Here is a 15,600-nt window from a genome sequence, read left to right as displayed (position 1 = left end):
TCAATTTACTATAATTCCTTCGAACGATAATCAAAAGGATCTATTTGCTTCAGCACTGTAAGTTCTTTATCCGTTGGCAACGGTGTATAGCGAATTTCATCGTACTTTAAAGCAAAGCCTGTATTCGCAGCAACTTCCTCTAATGATGAAGTCGGATGAATGGAATCGAGATACAAGCTGCCATTTTTGAACTCAAATACACATAGGTTCGTTACAATTTTGTGGAGATTTCCTCTAGTTGTAACGAAATTGACTTTCTCTACAAAGGTGCGCTTGTCGTGCTTCGTCCGCCAGATAATCGCTCGCTTCGCTGTTGGAATAAGCACTGCGCTGCCTGCTCCACCTGGCAATCGAACCTTCGGCTTATGATAATCCCCGATAACCGATGCATTCACATTACCCGTAACATCGAATTGTACGCCGCCAAGGAATGCCACATCAAGTCCGCCTCGCATCGATAGATCAAATACATGCTCTAATGGGAAATACGCTTCCCCAGTAGCTAGCAGCTCAGCACCTGCTGATGAGTAGGATGGCTTTTTGATCGAGGCTGGATTTACACCACCAGGAATATTCAAGTGTACAAGGTTTGGCGCATGCATGTGTCTTGCCAGCATCATCGCGACCATTGGCATTTGGGAAGAAACACCATGGAATACGCGATCCTCATCTTTCAATAATCTTGCCATTGCACAAACCATAATATCGCTGACTCTTGGCTCGCTTTTCTTATTCATCAAGTTCATCATATTCATCTGAATCCACCTACCTTGAAGCCGCCTCGATCCTTATTTTCGTATTCCTGTAAATAAGTGTCCATTTCTTCGGCTTTTAACTTTTTGAAGCGTTCGATTGCTTTCATATCGGCATCATAAGCTTTCTCAACAGAACAAGGCGCAGCACCTCTTGGTGCATGAACAACCGCACTTACCAAGAAACCTGGGATATCTACTTGTTCAGGGTTCATTCTAATTTTGCTCTTCGGCACAATTTTCTCTGTTGTTACAATAACCTTTTTGGCTGCACGACTCATCAGAGCATCCTCAAATTTCGGACCATAGATCACAGCGTTGCCTAGTTCATCTGCTTCCTGTACATGAACAACCGCCACATCAGGTACAATCGCTTGAACGACTGTTACAGGCTCACCGCTGAATGGATCCTGAATGACTTTGAAATAATCCGCTACTTGCAGTAGATCACCCGTCTTAAGACCTGCAACTGGCATGAATGGAACTCCTGAAGATGCAGCTCTAAGTGCACAGATAACTGTGTAGCAAGCATGCTCATTGCCGATTACCGCACCACTTTCAACCGCTTTGCGGTAATGCATCGCCAGACCGAACTCTGTCTCATAGCTGACAAAGCCTGCATCAACCGATTGCACGGAACCAGTCGCACAAAGAAGATCGATGTCATGTGCTCCGGCTGTTTTGACAATTCGAAGATTCTTGCGCCTCTGACGCGCTAACTCCCTAACCATCGCCATTGGCGCACGGTGAAGAACATTTCCTCCGAAGGAAATACGATCTCCGTCTCTAACCATGCCCGCAGCTTCCACTAAACTCATTACTTTAGAACTCATTCGATTCGCCCCCTACTTAACTGCATTACAAGCAATATGAACGGCATCCCATACGCCTGCAAAAGGCGGAGCATAGCATAAGTCGACCATTCCAAGCTCTCGTGTTGTCATTTTACTGTGAATTGCTACTGCAAAAATATCGATTCGAAGCACAACGCCTTTCTTACCGATCCCTTGCGCACCAAGCAGGACTTGCGTCCTCTTATCGTATATAAGCTTAAACTGAATTGGCGTTGGATCCGGGTAATATCTTGGATGATCGCCAGAGGTAACGAACACGGTGTCGTATTCAATTCCAAGTCTCTGTGCATCATACTCAGACATTCCTGTTCTACCAAGTTCAAGTCCAAGCACCTTAATCGCTGCACTACCGAGCGTTCCAACGAATTTCTCATGCTTGCCAAGCATGTTGCTGCCTGCAATACGACCGCATTTATTCGCTGTTGTCCCAAGTGGGATGAACGTATTCTCCTCCATCACTTTACTGTACACTTCAGCACAGTCCCCAGCAGAGTAAATACCCTCTACGTTCGTTCTCATTTCTCGATCGATGATAACAGCACCATTCTTGGCAAGCGCAACTCCTGAACCCTGCAAGAAATCAGTTGCTGGTCTTACACCAATAGAGAGAATAACAAGATCCGCTGGATATAAGCCTTTATCCGTCTGAACGCCCTGTACCTTGCCGTTCCCGGTAATCGCTTCGACCTTCTCGCCAAGATTCAGCGTTACGCCGTAATTAAGCAGCTCTTTCGTAGCTACATCGGTAATTTCTTGATCGAATGTCTTGAGAATACGGTCGCCTAATTCAATTACACGAACTCGCTTGCCTAGCTCTACCATTGCTTCTGCAACTTCAATCCCGATATAGCCAGCACCTACAATGACAACGTCCTGGATATCTGAATCAGCAACGAGTTGCTGCATCGCAATGCCATCTTCTAGTGTCTTTAGCACCTGTACTCCCTGCAGGTCCTTACCAGGCAAGTTGGGTACAATCGGTCTTGTGCCAGTAGCGATCATCAGCTTATCGTAGGTTTCCATAAAAACTTTATTTCGCTCGATATCTTTCACCATGATCTGCTTGCTGCTAGGAATGACCTTCAGCACTTCATGTCTCAGACGCGTCTGAATTCCCGCCTCTTCAAACTTCTCACGAGGACGAGCAATCATTTTCGTATAATCATCATTCACACCTGACACATAATACGGCAAGCCACACGCACCATAGGATAAAAAATTACCCTTCTCATATACGATAACTTCTGCCGTTTGATCAACACGTTTGAGCTTAGAGGCTGCAGACATCCCTGCCGCAACCCCTCCAATTACAACAACCTTCATTAGTTCTTCCTCCCTTTCTGCAAGGAGAGGATCTTCGCTTCTGCTTGCTGAAGCGCCTCCTCGACCGTTAGTTCCGCTTGAAAAGCTTGGCTAATCTTACTGTATAACACATCCAATATCTCCCCGGCGTTATCCATTGTCGGCAGAGGCTTGGCACAATTCTCTATCATATTAAGATGGGTAGAATACCAATCATATTTATCTGAATCCATATCATAGGTTGATCGCCTTACAGGTGAGCCTGCATAGCCCCCAATCGCGCGATCCACCTCTGATGAAGCTAAATACTGCAACAACGCATTCGCTTCTTGCTTCATCTTCGACCTCGCATTCAAGCCGAAGCTCCAGGTTACGTTCCAAGCTGTTTGAAGTGCGGCAAAGCCTACATCTTCTCGCTGCATACAGTGTTCATCTAATACAACGCCGAGCTGTCCGCCCCAAGTAACAGCAAATACAGAACGTAATTGTTGAAAAGCTTGTCTTACTTCGTCATTGCCATACTGATGAGTATCAAGCGGTGCATATTGACGAAGCTGAATATATTTATGAAGCGCCAGTCTGCCTTGTTCATTATTAAAGGTTGGCACATGCGTTTCTGGGTCAAATGCATCCACTCCCTCGTTTCTCAAGTAAGGCAAGAAATCGAGAAAAATTTCACTAGGATGCGCCTTAAGAGCAATCCCGTTCATCGCGTTCACATCGTGACATTTTGCCACCATGCTCAGCAATTCATCTGTTGTGATTACATTCGAGGGAAGCGAGTCCAGGAAGCGACTTACGATCGATTTGCGATACAGCACAATATGTCCATCACAAAATGAAGGATACAAATAAGGAATACCAGCAACCTTCAGCTCTTGCCGAACAACAGGAACAATATCTTGCAAGTTCCATTTGGCATCCTTCGGATAGTCAATTGGTGCTAGATAGCCTTTACTGACAAAATCCTTTAACCATAGATGTCCTGCTACCATGACAATATCGTAATCCTGCTCACCTTGGAAAGCAGCCATCATAGTGGCGTAATATTGATCAAATGATACGATATGAAAATCAACCTTTACCTGATTTCTCTCCTCATAAGTCGAAATCAGTCCGAATGCTTCATCTACATAGGCATTAACAGCTGGATCGCCTACTGCCAGAACTCGAATCGTCTTTGTCACTTACGCTCCCTCCCTCTCCTGCTAGCTTACTCAGACAAATCGATGATTGGCTCGTTATCGACAATCCCAACGACAAGGGCATCTATCGGCGCATTCTTACTTAACGCATATTGATTGCTCTCCCCAATTGAAACTAATACCTGCTCTCCTATGCCAGCTCCCATTACGTCAGCAGCTACAATAACCTCTTTCTTATCTGTATATTGTAGACGGATCAGAAGGAGCTTATAGCCTTGAAGTCCATCGTATTTGCGGGAAGAAACAACATTGCCTATTACTTTACCAATAATCATCGCTTTGTCCTCGCTTTACTCTTTTATAATCTCCAGCTTATCGCCTGTCTTAATGCCAAATGCATTACCATCATCGGTATCAATATGCATATCAAGTGCAAAGTCATCTCTTACACGTATCGCTACTTCCGACATAATGCCGCCTCTTGGTCCATCTACCTTTACTTTAACCATCTGTCCATTCTGAACACCGAATGCTTTCGCATCAGCAGGTGTCATATGAATATGGCGCTCAGCGATGATGCAGCCTTGCTGAATGACGACCGTGCCCTTAGGACCAACAAGCGTAATGCCTGGTGTTCCATCATGCACACCCGATTGTTTAACTGGTGGGTTGACACCAAGCTTTCTCGCATCACTAGGGGATACTTCTGCTTGCGTTTGCTTGCGAAGAGGTCCAAGTATGCGCACCTTATCAATAGTGCCTTTTGGGCCAATCAATGTTACTTGTTCACCCGATGCAAACTGCCCAGGCTGAGAAATATCCTTAAAATTCGTAAGCTCGTAACCTGATCCGAACAAAATGTCCAAATGCTCACGATTGACATGTACATGTCTGGCAGACACACCCGCAGGCACATGTATTAGAGGCTCCCCAGAGGGAGCCAATCCGACTTTACTGAGCTCTTCTAACACAAGCTTGGTAATCGTTTCTGTCAATTCACTCGAGATCGATTGTGTCATAAGATCACCACTTCTAGTTTAGGCTAGGGAGAAGCTTTGCAACATCCCCATGCGGTCTTGGAATAACATGTACGGCGATCAGCTCGCCAATTCTTTGTGCAGCTTCAGAGCCAACTTCTACAGCTGCTTTAACTGCGCCAACCTCACCCTTAATCATAACACTAACCAGTCCAGAGCCTATTTTCTCCGTCCCTGCAATTTCCACATTTGCCGCTTTAAGCATAGCGTCTGCAGCTGCAATTGCTGCTGTTAAGCCACGAGTCTCAATAACACCTAGAGATTCATTCATTTCATCTAACCTCCTCAAATATTTATCAGATCGATTATTAATTCCGTTAATCTATTTCAACTAATTCGGCCTATTTAAGCATTGGAAGAAGCTTAGCTACATCGCTGTGTGGTCTTGGAATGACATGTACCGCTACAAGCTCGCCAATTCTTTGTGCAGCTTCAGAGCCTACCTCTGCCGCCGCTTTAACTGCGCCTACATCTCCGCGTACAATAACGGTAACGAGACCTGATCCGATTTTTTCCGTACCTACGATTTCAACATTTGCTGCCTTAAGCATAGCGTCCGCTGCTTCAATTGCTGCTGTTAAACCTCTTGTTTCGATGATTGCGATAGATTCGTTCATGATAATTCCTCCTCAAGGATTGGGTTATATATAGTTTTGAATTGCCGTGAACAGATTACTTCAACATAGGAAGAAGCTTAGCTACATCGCTGTGTGGTCTTGGAATGACATGTACCGCTACAAGCTCACCAATTCTTTGTGCTGCCTCGGAGCCTACTTCCGCTGCTGCTTTAACAGCACCAACATCTCCACGTACAATTACCGTTACGAGTCCTGATCCAATTTTCTCCGTACCTACAATTTCAACATTTGCTGCTTTAAGCATTGCATCTGCAGCCTCAATTGCTGCTGTTAAGCCTCTTGTTTCGATAATCGCGATTGATTCATTCATGTTTAGTTGCCTCCTAAAAGTTATGGTTGTAAGCATAGGCTTAGTTTTGCGGTTTATTTATTTTTACGTTTCTTCCCATTCTTGCTTGGGCTCGGAACTGTCTCTTGTACTACTTCTTGAACGGTTACTTTCATCACTTCGTCTTCTGCACGCGATGGGATAATAAACTTCATAATTTCAGCATGCGGTTTAGGGATTATTAAGCTCATTTTGAGTGGATTTATCGGTTTATTATCACATACCGCTCTAGCTGCTTCCACCGCTGCTGTCACATTCGAAATGCTGCCTCCAACGATGACAGTAACCAATCGTCCTCCCAGATACCTCTCAGTACCTAGAAGCTGAACATGAGATGTCTTACACATTTCATCAACAATTTCGAGTGCGGTTGTAAAATGCTGTGCTTCTATAACACCAATCGCCTCATAGTTCTCCATGGTCATCCTCCGTTCTGTCAACTGGAATTAAGGGATGGATTCCTTCATCAGGATTGTTAATTGCATGAACCGCGATCAACTGACCCGTACGACCCGCCTCTTCCGCCCCAATCTCGAGGGCTGCCTGTACAGAGCCAACAGATCCTTTGATCAGAACCATCACATAACCAGCACCTGATTTTTCAAATCCAATCACTTCGATATAGGTGCATTTGATCATCATATCAGCTGCACGTATAGCAGAAGTCATCCCAATGGTTTCAATCATACCTAGGGCTTGTTTCATCTGGCACCCCCTGCTGGCAACCTAATCATTTGAGCTTGACCTTCCCGATTGAAAGCAAGGCTTCAATTTCTTTGGAGCTTGAAGGGATGCAGTGGATCATCACTTCGTTGCTGCTAAGATAGCTACATGCGGTTTCTTGAGCTACTTCAAGCGCAATCTGCACATCACTGATTGGACCTGTAAATTTCACTTGCATCATGACTGGAATGACAGTATTCTTCTCATCAGGTGGATTATTACAATCCATACCATGAATCGTAATGTTCGCTGCCTTACATGCTGCATCCATTGCGGCAAGCGCAACACTATAGCCTTGAACTTCTAACAAACCAAGTGCATATCGATCCATCTTTCATCACCTCCTGTTATGCGATAACTAAACGATTCGAAATGCCCCTTCTGCAAGCACACAACGTCTTTGTCTTGTGAAAGTTCTTGCAGAGGTTAAGCCCTCACCAGTCGGACCTGCGATAGTCATTGTGGTATGACCTTCTCCACCAAAACCAACGCCTGCTAGCGACGAAGCATTCTTCACAAAAATCGTAGTGCCTATCGCCCGTGCAAAACGCGTCAAATTATTTACGTTATGTGAATGCATCATCGCTGTATGTCGATTACCATGCTCAGCTTTTACTGCCATATCAATTGCCTCGTCCAGATTTTTCACCCGTACAATCGGCAGAACTGGCATCATTTGTTCTAGTTGAACGAACGGATGGTCGAAATCAACTTCACAAATAAGAAGATTAATTTCTCTGCCTGGATTTACGCCAAGCTTATTCAAGAATGCAGATGCATCCTTACCGATCCAGTCCTTCACCGTATGATATACACGCTTCGTATCAAGTGAGCAGCCTCTTGCAACTTGCTTCTCATTCGCTTCTAGTGCAAAGCTCATCACCTGATCAAGCTCCTGCTGATCTAAACGATAAGCACCATTATTCATCATGTGATAAATAAGATCATCTGCTACCGAGTCAACGACGAACACTTCTTTCTCTGCAATACAGAGAATGTTGTTATCAAAGGAAGCACCCTTGATAATTTCCTTCGCTGCATTCTCGATATCCGCTGTCTCATCCACGACGACCGGCGGATTACCTGCTCCTGCGCCGATTGCCTTCTTGCCTGAGCTGAGCAGTGCTTTCACTAGTCCTGGACCGCCAGTTCCGACAAGTAATCTGGTTTGTGGTGCAGCTACGATTTGATCCATGGAATCCTTAGTCGGCTCTTTCACCATCGTTACTAGATTAGTTGGGCCGCCAGCTGCTACAATCGCTTTATTGATCATTTGCACCGCATATGCACTACAACGCTTGGAAGATGGATGAACATTAAACACGACTGAGTTACCTGATGCCAACATACCGATGGAATTATTGATAATCGTTTCAACTGGGTTCGTAACTGGTGTAACTGCTCCAATAACCCCGAATGGACCTGCCTCAACAATCGTCAAACCGGCATCACCAGAAAATGCTAGCGTTTTCAAATCTTCGGTACCAGGTGTTTTGGTTGCTGTTAATTCAAGCTTAGCCAACTTATGCTCCAGCTTACCGAGCTTGGTTTCTTCCCAAATCATCTGTGCCAGTTCTGCCTTATTCGCTAAGGTTGCCTGACGGATTGCTGAGATGATCACTTCACGATCTTCCAGCTTACAATTCTGTATATAATGAGCTTGTGCATGATGAGCAGCGTTTACTGCATCCTCTACTCGATCAAACACCCCGTGATCTCCTGCTGTTGAGAATACTTCTGAGGAAACAGCTTGTTTCACTGGTTCAGCATGTGGAGCCGGTGCAACTGCACTCGGAGATACATCAGTTAGCTTTTTTTCTATATTATTAATAACGCTGTTAACAATTTTCTGGACATCTGCTTCAGTTAAATTCATGGATGCTTCACCCCTTTGATGATGACTTCCAACTTGCTTTTATCGATTCAATGGAAGTCTCTTGAGTACTTCTTCCGTCACCTTAACTACAATCGTCTGAATTAAATCTTGTTTATTATCTTCTTGTACAGGTTGTTCAGTTGGCTTATTGGCAGCCGTATCCTTAGGCTCAACACGACAGGTTAACGTACCGCCGGTTTTAATCCCCATTTTCTCTCTGATATTAATTAGCTCAGAAAGTTGCTCACAGGTAAGCTCCTGTATTTGATCCGTAATTTTCTTCGTATAAATAAGCGTCAATGCATAATGTTCAAGGGATTCCATACGGAAGTATGCCTCTGTAATATCTTTACCCCAAGTTAGTGCACCATGATTAGCAAGAAGAACTGCATTATAATCCTTGCAGAAAGGTGCAATAGAATCTGGAACCTCTTGCGTACCTGGTGTCGCATATGAAGCTACAGGAACATTACCGAGTAGAATAACGCCTTCTGGTGAATAGGCTTGATCTAGTCCAATCCCTGCAATCGCATACGCTGTTGCAGCTTGGGGATGCGCATGAACGACAGCACTTACATCTGGATTCTCTTTATAAACCCTTAAATGCATCTTGATTTCTGATGAAGGCTTCAGCTTACCAGCCAACACCTTCCCCGTGAGATCGACCTTAACTAACATGTCTGGTGTCATAAATCCCTTACTTACACCAGTAGGTGTAGCCCATATTGCATTTGGTCCAGTTTTAATTGTTATATTCCCATCATTCGCTGCTACAAAGCCTTTGGCATAAACTCTCCTACCAATTTCACAAATCATCTTTTTGGCTTCAAAATCACTTAAATACTTCTGATTATTCAGCATGTAGTCACCTCCTGTGTTACTTACTATAAACTCATCATTTTATATGTTTATTTTCCTACTTTATTCGCTATTTGTCAATTGTTTATTTCTGTTTTGTGTGTTATTTTGTTGTTTTGTTCATGCGAATACCGAAAAATAACACTATAATTCTTCTTAAAATCAATAATTATCTAATAATATGTTTGAATTATTTATAAAACCCACAAAATATAATGATAATCAATCGTTGGATTGTGGTATAATATAAGAAGAAAGCAAGTGATTATTAATATAAGAAAGTGTGTGATCGCCAGTGCTACCGATTGCTCGTAAAGCCAAAATCAAAGAGCTTATAATAGAAAAGAAAAATGTAACAGTAGCTGAATTAACAGCTTTGTTTGATGTCACCGAGGAAACCATTCGTCGGGATCTTAAGCAATTAGAGGATGAAGGGATGTTAACACGCATCTATGGTGGGGCCTATATTTCTGATGGTGTTCAGAATGATGTGAATGTCAATCTAAGAGAACACATCCTTGTAGAGGGCAAAAAGCAGATTGCAACACAATGTTTGGAGTTTATTAAGAATGGCGATTCGATTTTCCTTGATGCATCGACTACTTCGTTATACATCGCCTCTTTAATCGTGAATAAGCGAATTACAGTCGTAACTAACTCCATTAAAATTGTTAATGCACTTATCGATAACAGCAACGTCCACTTAGTCATTATCGGCGGTGTTATGTCGAACAGCTCCATGTCCGCTTTGGGACGTAATGCAGAGCTTAATATGAACAACTATTATTTTGACATCGCTTTCATCTCCTGTCGCACAATTAGCATGCAGCATGGCATAACGGATTCCAATGAACAACAAGCAGAGGTAAGAAGAATTGCTGTTGAGCGCGCGAATAAAGCATATTTAGTTGCCGATCACACAAAATTTAACCGCACATCCTTTGCAAGTATTTGTGGGATTGAGAACATCCATCACATCATCGTGGACAAGCCATTAAACAAAGAGTGGCATGATTATCTCGAAGCTCATCAAGTTTTGTTAACTGAATGTGAGTAAATCATAACGAACAAAGCTGTCTTATCTGTAGAATCATCTACATATAAGACAGCTTTTTGCTTTTTGCTTTTTGCTATGACAAAAAGACCTCAGCTAAATACATAGCCAAGGTCTACTAAAAACTCTATTAACCTATTCTTTACCCTTAAACATCTTCGGCAGACTCTCTTCGAATGGTGCATACGCGATACCATTCTCTGTAATGATCGCAGTGATGAGCGAGTGATCCGTTACGTCGAAGCAAGGATTGTATGTCTGCACACCTTCTGGTGCTTTTGGTGCTTCATAGAATTTAGTTGTGATTTCTTCAGATGGTCTAAGTTCGATATGAATTTCATCACCATGCTTACAGTTCAAGTCAACAGTAGAAAGCGGTGCACATACATAGAACGGAATTCCATAGTGTTTCGCTAGAATCGCAACGCCTGAAGTACCAATTTTGTTAGCTGTATCACCATTCTCAGCTACACGATCACAGCCAACTAGAACCGCTTGAATCTTGCCTTCTTTCATTACGATCGAAGCCATGTTATCACAGATAAGTGTTACGTCAACCCCAGCTTCCTGAAGCTCCCATGCTGTTAATCTAGCACCTTGCAAGAGTGGACGAGTTTCATCCGCATATACTTTGAAGTCATAACCGCGTTCTAGACCTAAATACATAGGTGCAAGAGCTGTTCCGTATTTAGCAGTTGCAATTGCGCCCGCATTACAATGAGTAAGTAAGCCCATGCCAGGTTTAAGTAAAGATAATGCATACTCCCCGATGCTTTCACAAATCTTCTCATCTTCCGAGCGGATCAATTCCGATTCTACACGAAGCGCTTCTTTAACCTCAGCTACAGACTTGCCAGCTTCTTGTTTAAAGCGGTTATCCATACGATCTAGTGCCCAGAACAAGTTCACAGCAGTTGGTCTGGAGGACGCTAAATACTCTTTCACTCTAAGGAAATCCGCGTATAACTCTTCATAAGTAGCAGCTTGGGATTGCTTGGTGCCTAAATAGACACCATAACCTGCCGCTATTCCAATTGCAGGAGCTCCGCGCACGCGCAAATAGTAGATTGCCTCCCAAACATCTTTCATTTCTTTAAGCTCTAAGAAAACTTTCTCATTCGGAAGTAAAGTTTGATCCAGAATGATCAAGGTATCATTCGCATCGTCCAAAGTAACAGATTGAATCACAGTTGATAGTATTTCTTGTTGGTTACTCATTGTGAAACCCCGCTTTCATTATTTGTAAATAGTCAGCGCCTGTAATGAGCTGATCTCTTTCCATAATAAATCTCTTACCTACCGTTAGGCAGAACTTCTCAGCCTGTGCTCTCTTAGCATCATCAGCAATCGAAGTAATATCTTTTACATGTGCTAGACCAAGAGTTCTACGAATCATCTCTAATCCAGCAACAGCAGCAGTGTCCTGCATGATTCTGCCTAAGTAGTGAGCTTTGAAGCCTTTATATCCAGCTACTCGCTCCGTTACACTCTCGTCCCAAAGCTTATTAAATTTCACTTGGAATAAATCAACGATTGATTCGATTGTTTGAAGCAGCCATGAAGTATGAGCTTCCTTAGCCGGTCCAGCCTCCATCGTCATTTCTGCATTCACATTTGCAAAGATAAGATTAGCAATAACGTTACCTACATCGTATCCAGCAGGACCATAGAACGCAAATTCTGGATCAAATATTCTCGTAGAGTCTTCTTTCACAAAAATAGAGCCTGTGTGAAGATCACCGTGAATCAGTGACTGTGCATTCGTCAAAAATTCGAATTTTAACTTGGCTGTCTCTAGCAGTAAAGCCTCATCATCCCATAAATGCTGTTTAGCAAAAGCACGAGTTGGCTCAAAAACCTCATTACGCGGACAGTCATAGAATGGCTCCGTGAAAACCAAGTCCTCCGAGATTTCACATAGATCTTGGTTTATAAATCGCTTCACTTGATCTTTCTTATCTTTATGATTCATAACTACATCAGATGTAAGTAATAGAGTATTAACTAGGAAGGTTGTGATATGATCTGCAAATAACGGGAACTGCTTATGTTCAAGCAATGCTTTTCTCATAATAGCATGATCTGATAGATCCTCCATTACGCAGCAATTCATCACAGAATCAAACTTATACACTTGCGGTACAAAGCCAGGTGCGAGCTCGTGTTGAATAGCAAGGATTTCACTCTCAATTCGATTGCGATCAGGAGATACCTTGAACTCATCTGAGATTCTCGCAACAGGTCCAGCCTGTTTAACAATAATAGATTTGCCTGACTGTTCATCCTTAATACGGAACACGAAGTTTAAGTTACCATCTCCGATTTCTGTACAAGTTAAAGCTGCACCTGGTGTGAAAAAATCTAGTTGAGAAGTTGCATAATGAAGTGCATCTGATTCTTTCATTGTAAAATAAACAGTAAAGTCACTCATATCCTATTCCTCCTACAAGGTTCTTTAATTTTTGAATAAACAAGCTTAATTAGGATTTATTTTTATAATAGGTTAAGGCTAAGGCAAAAGCTAGTACTGTTCCTTTAACAATATCCATCGCATAATAAGGAACCGATAGCATGACAAGTCCATTGGATAGAATACCAATTAATACCGCACCTACGAATGTTCCAATTGCATTTGGTTTACCAGAACCAAGTACAGAGAAACCGATATAAGCAGCAGCAACAGCGTCCATTAGATAAGGAGCACCTGCATTTACTTCCGCAGTCATAATCCGAGCAGCTAGCATAACACCACCGATTGCAGCAAACATTGCGGACAGCATATAAGCAGCTACGCGATATTTATTAACTGGAATACCTGATAGCTTAGCAGCTTCCGGGTTTCCTCCGATTACATACATATAACGACCATGCTTTGTATACGTCAGGAAGATATGAACAACGACAACGACAACCAACATAATAATAATGATCCATGGCACTTGTCCGATTTTACTAAACAGAGGGCTAATGGTCCCTGTTGAGAAACTACCATCTGGCATAACCATGTTCTGTGAAATGGTTGCACCTTTGGTATAGGTAAGAGCTATACCTTGTACGATAAACATCATCGCGAGCGTCATAAGCATATCTGGAATTTTGAGTTTAACGATTGCAAAGGAGTTCATAACACCAACAAGAACACTAATTGCAATTGCTACGAAAATACCTAGTACAATGTTCTGTCCATACCATACGAACATAGAAATGACTAATGCATTCGCCAATGAAGCAGTGGAACCTACAGAAAGGTCAAATCCCCCAACGGATAGCGAAATCGTGACCCCAATCGCGATAATCGTTACGATTGATATAGATCTTAGAATATTAATAATGTTCGATACTTGTAAGAAACTATCAGACATAATGCCGAAGAAAGCAATTAAGATTATAATCGTTACAATCGTCCCATATTTATATAGAAAATCAAAGAAATCAAATTTACGAGTGCCTTGAATTGGGTTGGTCTTCGTGTTTGTAGTCCCCATTCTACTTGCCTCCTGTCGAATAGTACAATATCTCTTCTTCGTTGGTTGTACTTGTTTCTAGCTCTTTCACGATCTCGCCGTCATATAACACATACATCCGATCGGTGACTCCTATCAGCTCAGACAATTCACATGATGCATAAATGACGCATTTACCTCTAGCAGCTAGGCCCGAAATAAGATCAAAAATATCTCTCTTCGCTCCAACATCAACGCCTTTGGTAGGTTCATCAAACATATAAACCTCGGAATCTCCTACCAGCCATTTACCAATCGCGATCTTCTGTTGATTTCCACCTGATAAATTCTTTACCTTCGCTTGATTGCCAGGAGTCTTAATCCCTAAGCTCGTAATCATCTGGTTGGCAACTTCCTTCTCTTTACGGAAGCTAAGGAACGTCTTTAGCCTAGTAACGCTATTTAAGCTGACAGCCGTCAGGTTGATTGCAACGGATTCTGATACCATAATGCCTTCTTTTCTTCTTTCTTCAGGCACAAGAGCCATACCCTGCTTAACAGCATCGTGAGGAGTCTTAATTTTTAGCTTCTTACCATGGAGTAATCGCTCTCCTGTTTTGATCTTGGATAAGCCAAACAAAGCTTTGCATAACTCCGTTTTACCTGCCCCAACCAATCCTGCAAGTCCAATGATTTCACCTTTTCTTACATGTAGGTTAATGCCACGTACTTTATCCTCATCGCTGAAATCCTTCACCTCAAAAGCTATTTCGCCGATACTAACGTCATGTTTAGGGAATTGATGGTCCATTTTCTTGCCCAGCATATATTCTACAACCTGATTCTGAACAAGATTCGCGAGACGTTCTTTTACGACAAACTCTCCGTCACGCATAATCGTAATATCGTCACAAATTTCAAACAGTTCGGGCAGACGATGAGAAATAAAAATGACGCCTACATTCGCTTGCTTCAAGTCTCTGACAATTCGAAACAATTCTTCTGTTTCGGAATGACTAAGTGGGGCAGTAGGCTCGTCTAAAATTAGAAATCTACATTCTTTGGTAATGGCTCTTGCAATTAACACCATTTGCTTCTCAGCTAGCGTCAATTGACTTGCTAGTTTCTTAGAGGATACTTGGATATTAAGTCGCGCTAGAACCTCTTTCGCTTTACTATGAACAGCCTTCCAGTTGATGAATTGCTTATTGCCCATATCATTCACAGTCTCATCCAGCATGATATTCTCACCAACGGTCAGGTAAGGAATCAACGCTGTATCAACCTCTTGATAAACGATCTGAATGCCTAGTTCCTTTGCATCCTTTGGTGAACGAATATTGACCTGTTTGCCATCAATGTAAATCTCACCTGTATAATGATTATAAGCTCCTGATAGAACCTTCATTAAAGTTGATTTACCTGCTCCATTGGCGCCAATCAGAGCGTGTGAGGTGCCTGTCTCCGTTTTGAAATCTACATTTTTGAGAGCCTTGACACCTGGAAACTCAATTGAAATACTCTTCATTTCCAAAGAAATTGTTTGAATCTCGCCCATTTTTACCACCTTCTAACAGTTTGTCGTTGTAA

19 protein-coding genes are annotated in these 15,600 nt (G+C 42.6%); 1 reads left to right on the top strand and 18 read right to left on the bottom strand.

All coding sequences use genetic code 11. The annotated features are described in order from the left end of the window. Positions 1-8: 8 nt before the first annotated feature. The 14 genes from AC1DOK_RS04630 to AC1DOK_RS04565 form a co-directional block, all read right to left on the bottom strand. Entirely contained in the window at positions 9-755 is a 747-nt protein-coding gene (locus tag AC1DOK_RS04630; RefSeq protein WP_477553055.1) for a CoA-transferase subunit beta, read from the bottom strand. Continuing rightward, complete coding sequence (locus AC1DOK_RS04625) at positions 752-1,585, bottom strand: CoA transferase subunit A (RefSeq protein WP_477553054.1); 834 nt, start codon at positions 1,583-1,585, stop codon at positions 752-754. The genes AC1DOK_RS04630 and AC1DOK_RS04625 overlap by 4 nt, the downstream gene beginning before the upstream one ends. 12 nt (positions 1,586-1,597) lie before the next feature. Continuing rightward, positions 1,598-2,929 (bottom strand): CoA-disulfide reductase, encoded by a 1,332-nt coding sequence (locus AC1DOK_RS04620; RefSeq protein WP_477553053.1) that lies wholly within the window; start codon positions 2,927-2,929, stop codon positions 1,598-1,600. Continuing rightward, entirely contained in the window at positions 2,929-4,095 is a 1,167-nt protein-coding gene (locus tag AC1DOK_RS04615; RefSeq protein ID WP_477553052.1) for an extracellular solute-binding protein, read from the bottom strand. The genes AC1DOK_RS04620 and AC1DOK_RS04615 overlap by 1 nt, the downstream gene beginning before the upstream one ends. Positions 4,096-4,121: 26 nt before the next feature. After that, positions 4,122-4,388 carry a EutN/CcmL family microcompartment protein gene (locus AC1DOK_RS04610; protein ID WP_477553051.1) on the bottom strand — a complete coding sequence of 89 codons (267 nt, stop codon included), beginning with the start codon at positions 4,386-4,388 and terminating at the stop codon, positions 4,122-4,124. Between the two features lie 15 nt (positions 4,389-4,403). Further along, positions 4,404-5,072, bottom strand: a complete 669-nt coding sequence (locus AC1DOK_RS04605) for a phosphate propanoyltransferase (RefSeq protein ID WP_477553050.1) — start codon at positions 5,070-5,072, stop codon at positions 4,404-4,406. Positions 5,073-5,085: 13 nt separating this feature from the next. Continuing rightward, positions 5,086-5,361: a BMC domain-containing protein gene (locus AC1DOK_RS04600; protein ID WP_477553049.1), complete on the bottom strand. Its 276-nt coding sequence runs from the start codon at positions 5,359-5,361 to the stop codon at positions 5,086-5,088. A 70-nt stretch (positions 5,362-5,431) separates the two neighbouring features. Further along, entirely contained in the window at positions 5,432-5,707 is a 276-nt protein-coding gene (locus AC1DOK_RS04595) for a BMC domain-containing protein (RefSeq protein WP_477553048.1), read from the bottom strand. Positions 5,708-5,762: 55 nt separating this feature from the next. Next, the gene (locus tag AC1DOK_RS04590) at positions 5,763-6,038 is read right to left on the bottom strand and encodes a BMC domain-containing protein (RefSeq protein ID WP_477553048.1); all 276 of its coding nucleotides are present in this window, start codon (positions 6,036-6,038) and stop codon (positions 5,763-5,765) included. Between the two features lie 53 nt (positions 6,039-6,091). After that, positions 6,092-6,475, bottom strand: a complete 384-nt coding sequence (locus AC1DOK_RS04585; protein ID WP_477553047.1) for a BMC domain-containing protein — start codon at positions 6,473-6,475, stop codon at positions 6,092-6,094. Further along, positions 6,462-6,761, bottom strand: coding sequence for a BMC domain-containing protein (locus tag AC1DOK_RS04580; protein ID WP_477553046.1), 300 nt, complete (start codon positions 6,759-6,761; stop codon positions 6,462-6,464). Before AC1DOK_RS04580 ends, AC1DOK_RS04585 begins: the two co-directional genes overlap by 14 nt. Positions 6,762-6,786: 25 nt before the next feature. Next, on the bottom strand, positions 6,787-7,110 hold the full coding sequence (locus tag AC1DOK_RS04575) for a BMC domain-containing protein (protein WP_477553045.1): 324 nt from the start codon (positions 7,108-7,110) through the stop codon (positions 6,787-6,789). A 27-nt stretch (positions 7,111-7,137) separates the two neighbouring features. Next, entirely contained in the window at positions 7,138-8,655 is a 1,518-nt protein-coding gene (locus AC1DOK_RS04570) for an aldehyde dehydrogenase family protein (protein WP_477553044.1), read from the bottom strand. Between the two features lie 39 nt (positions 8,656-8,694). Beyond that, on the bottom strand, positions 8,695-9,516 hold the full coding sequence (locus AC1DOK_RS04565) for a class II aldolase/adducin family protein (protein ID WP_477553043.1): 822 nt from the start codon (positions 9,514-9,516) through the stop codon (positions 8,695-8,697). Positions 9,517-9,808: 292 nt separating this feature from the next. Between AC1DOK_RS04565 and AC1DOK_RS04560 the strand changes: the two genes are divergently transcribed. Then, the gene (locus AC1DOK_RS04560; protein WP_477553042.1) at positions 9,809-10,570 is read left to right on the top strand and encodes a DeoR/GlpR family DNA-binding transcription regulator; all 762 of its coding nucleotides are present in this window, start codon (positions 9,809-9,811) and stop codon (positions 10,568-10,570) included. Between the two features lie 132 nt (positions 10,571-10,702). Here the strand turns inward: AC1DOK_RS04560 and mtnA are convergent, their stop codons facing one another. The 4 genes from mtnA to AC1DOK_RS04540 are packed head-to-tail and all read right to left on the bottom strand — an operon-like array spanning position 10,703 to position 15,568. Then, complete coding sequence (gene mtnA / locus AC1DOK_RS04555) at positions 10,703-11,785, bottom strand: S-methyl-5-thioribose-1-phosphate isomerase (protein ID WP_477553041.1); 1,083 nt, start codon at positions 11,783-11,785, stop codon at positions 10,703-10,705. Then, entirely contained in the window at positions 11,778-12,998 is a 1,221-nt protein-coding gene (mtnK, locus tag AC1DOK_RS04550; RefSeq protein ID WP_477553040.1) for an S-methyl-5-thioribose kinase, read from the bottom strand. The genes mtnA and mtnK overlap by 8 nt, the downstream gene beginning before the upstream one ends. A 49-nt stretch (positions 12,999-13,047) precedes the next feature. Further along, on the bottom strand, positions 13,048-14,052 hold the full coding sequence (locus tag AC1DOK_RS04545) for an ABC transporter permease (RefSeq protein ID WP_477553039.1): 1,005 nt from the start codon (positions 14,050-14,052) through the stop codon (positions 13,048-13,050). A gap of 1 nt (position 14,053) precedes the next feature. Then, positions 14,054-15,568, bottom strand: a complete 1,515-nt coding sequence (locus AC1DOK_RS04540; RefSeq protein WP_477553038.1) for a sugar ABC transporter ATP-binding protein — start codon at positions 15,566-15,568, stop codon at positions 14,054-14,056. Between the last annotated feature and the right edge of the window lie 32 nt (positions 15,569-15,600).

Source organism: Paenibacillus sp. P5_B5, assembly GCF_056400365.1.
This window is presented reverse-complemented; position numbering and strand designations above follow the sequence as displayed.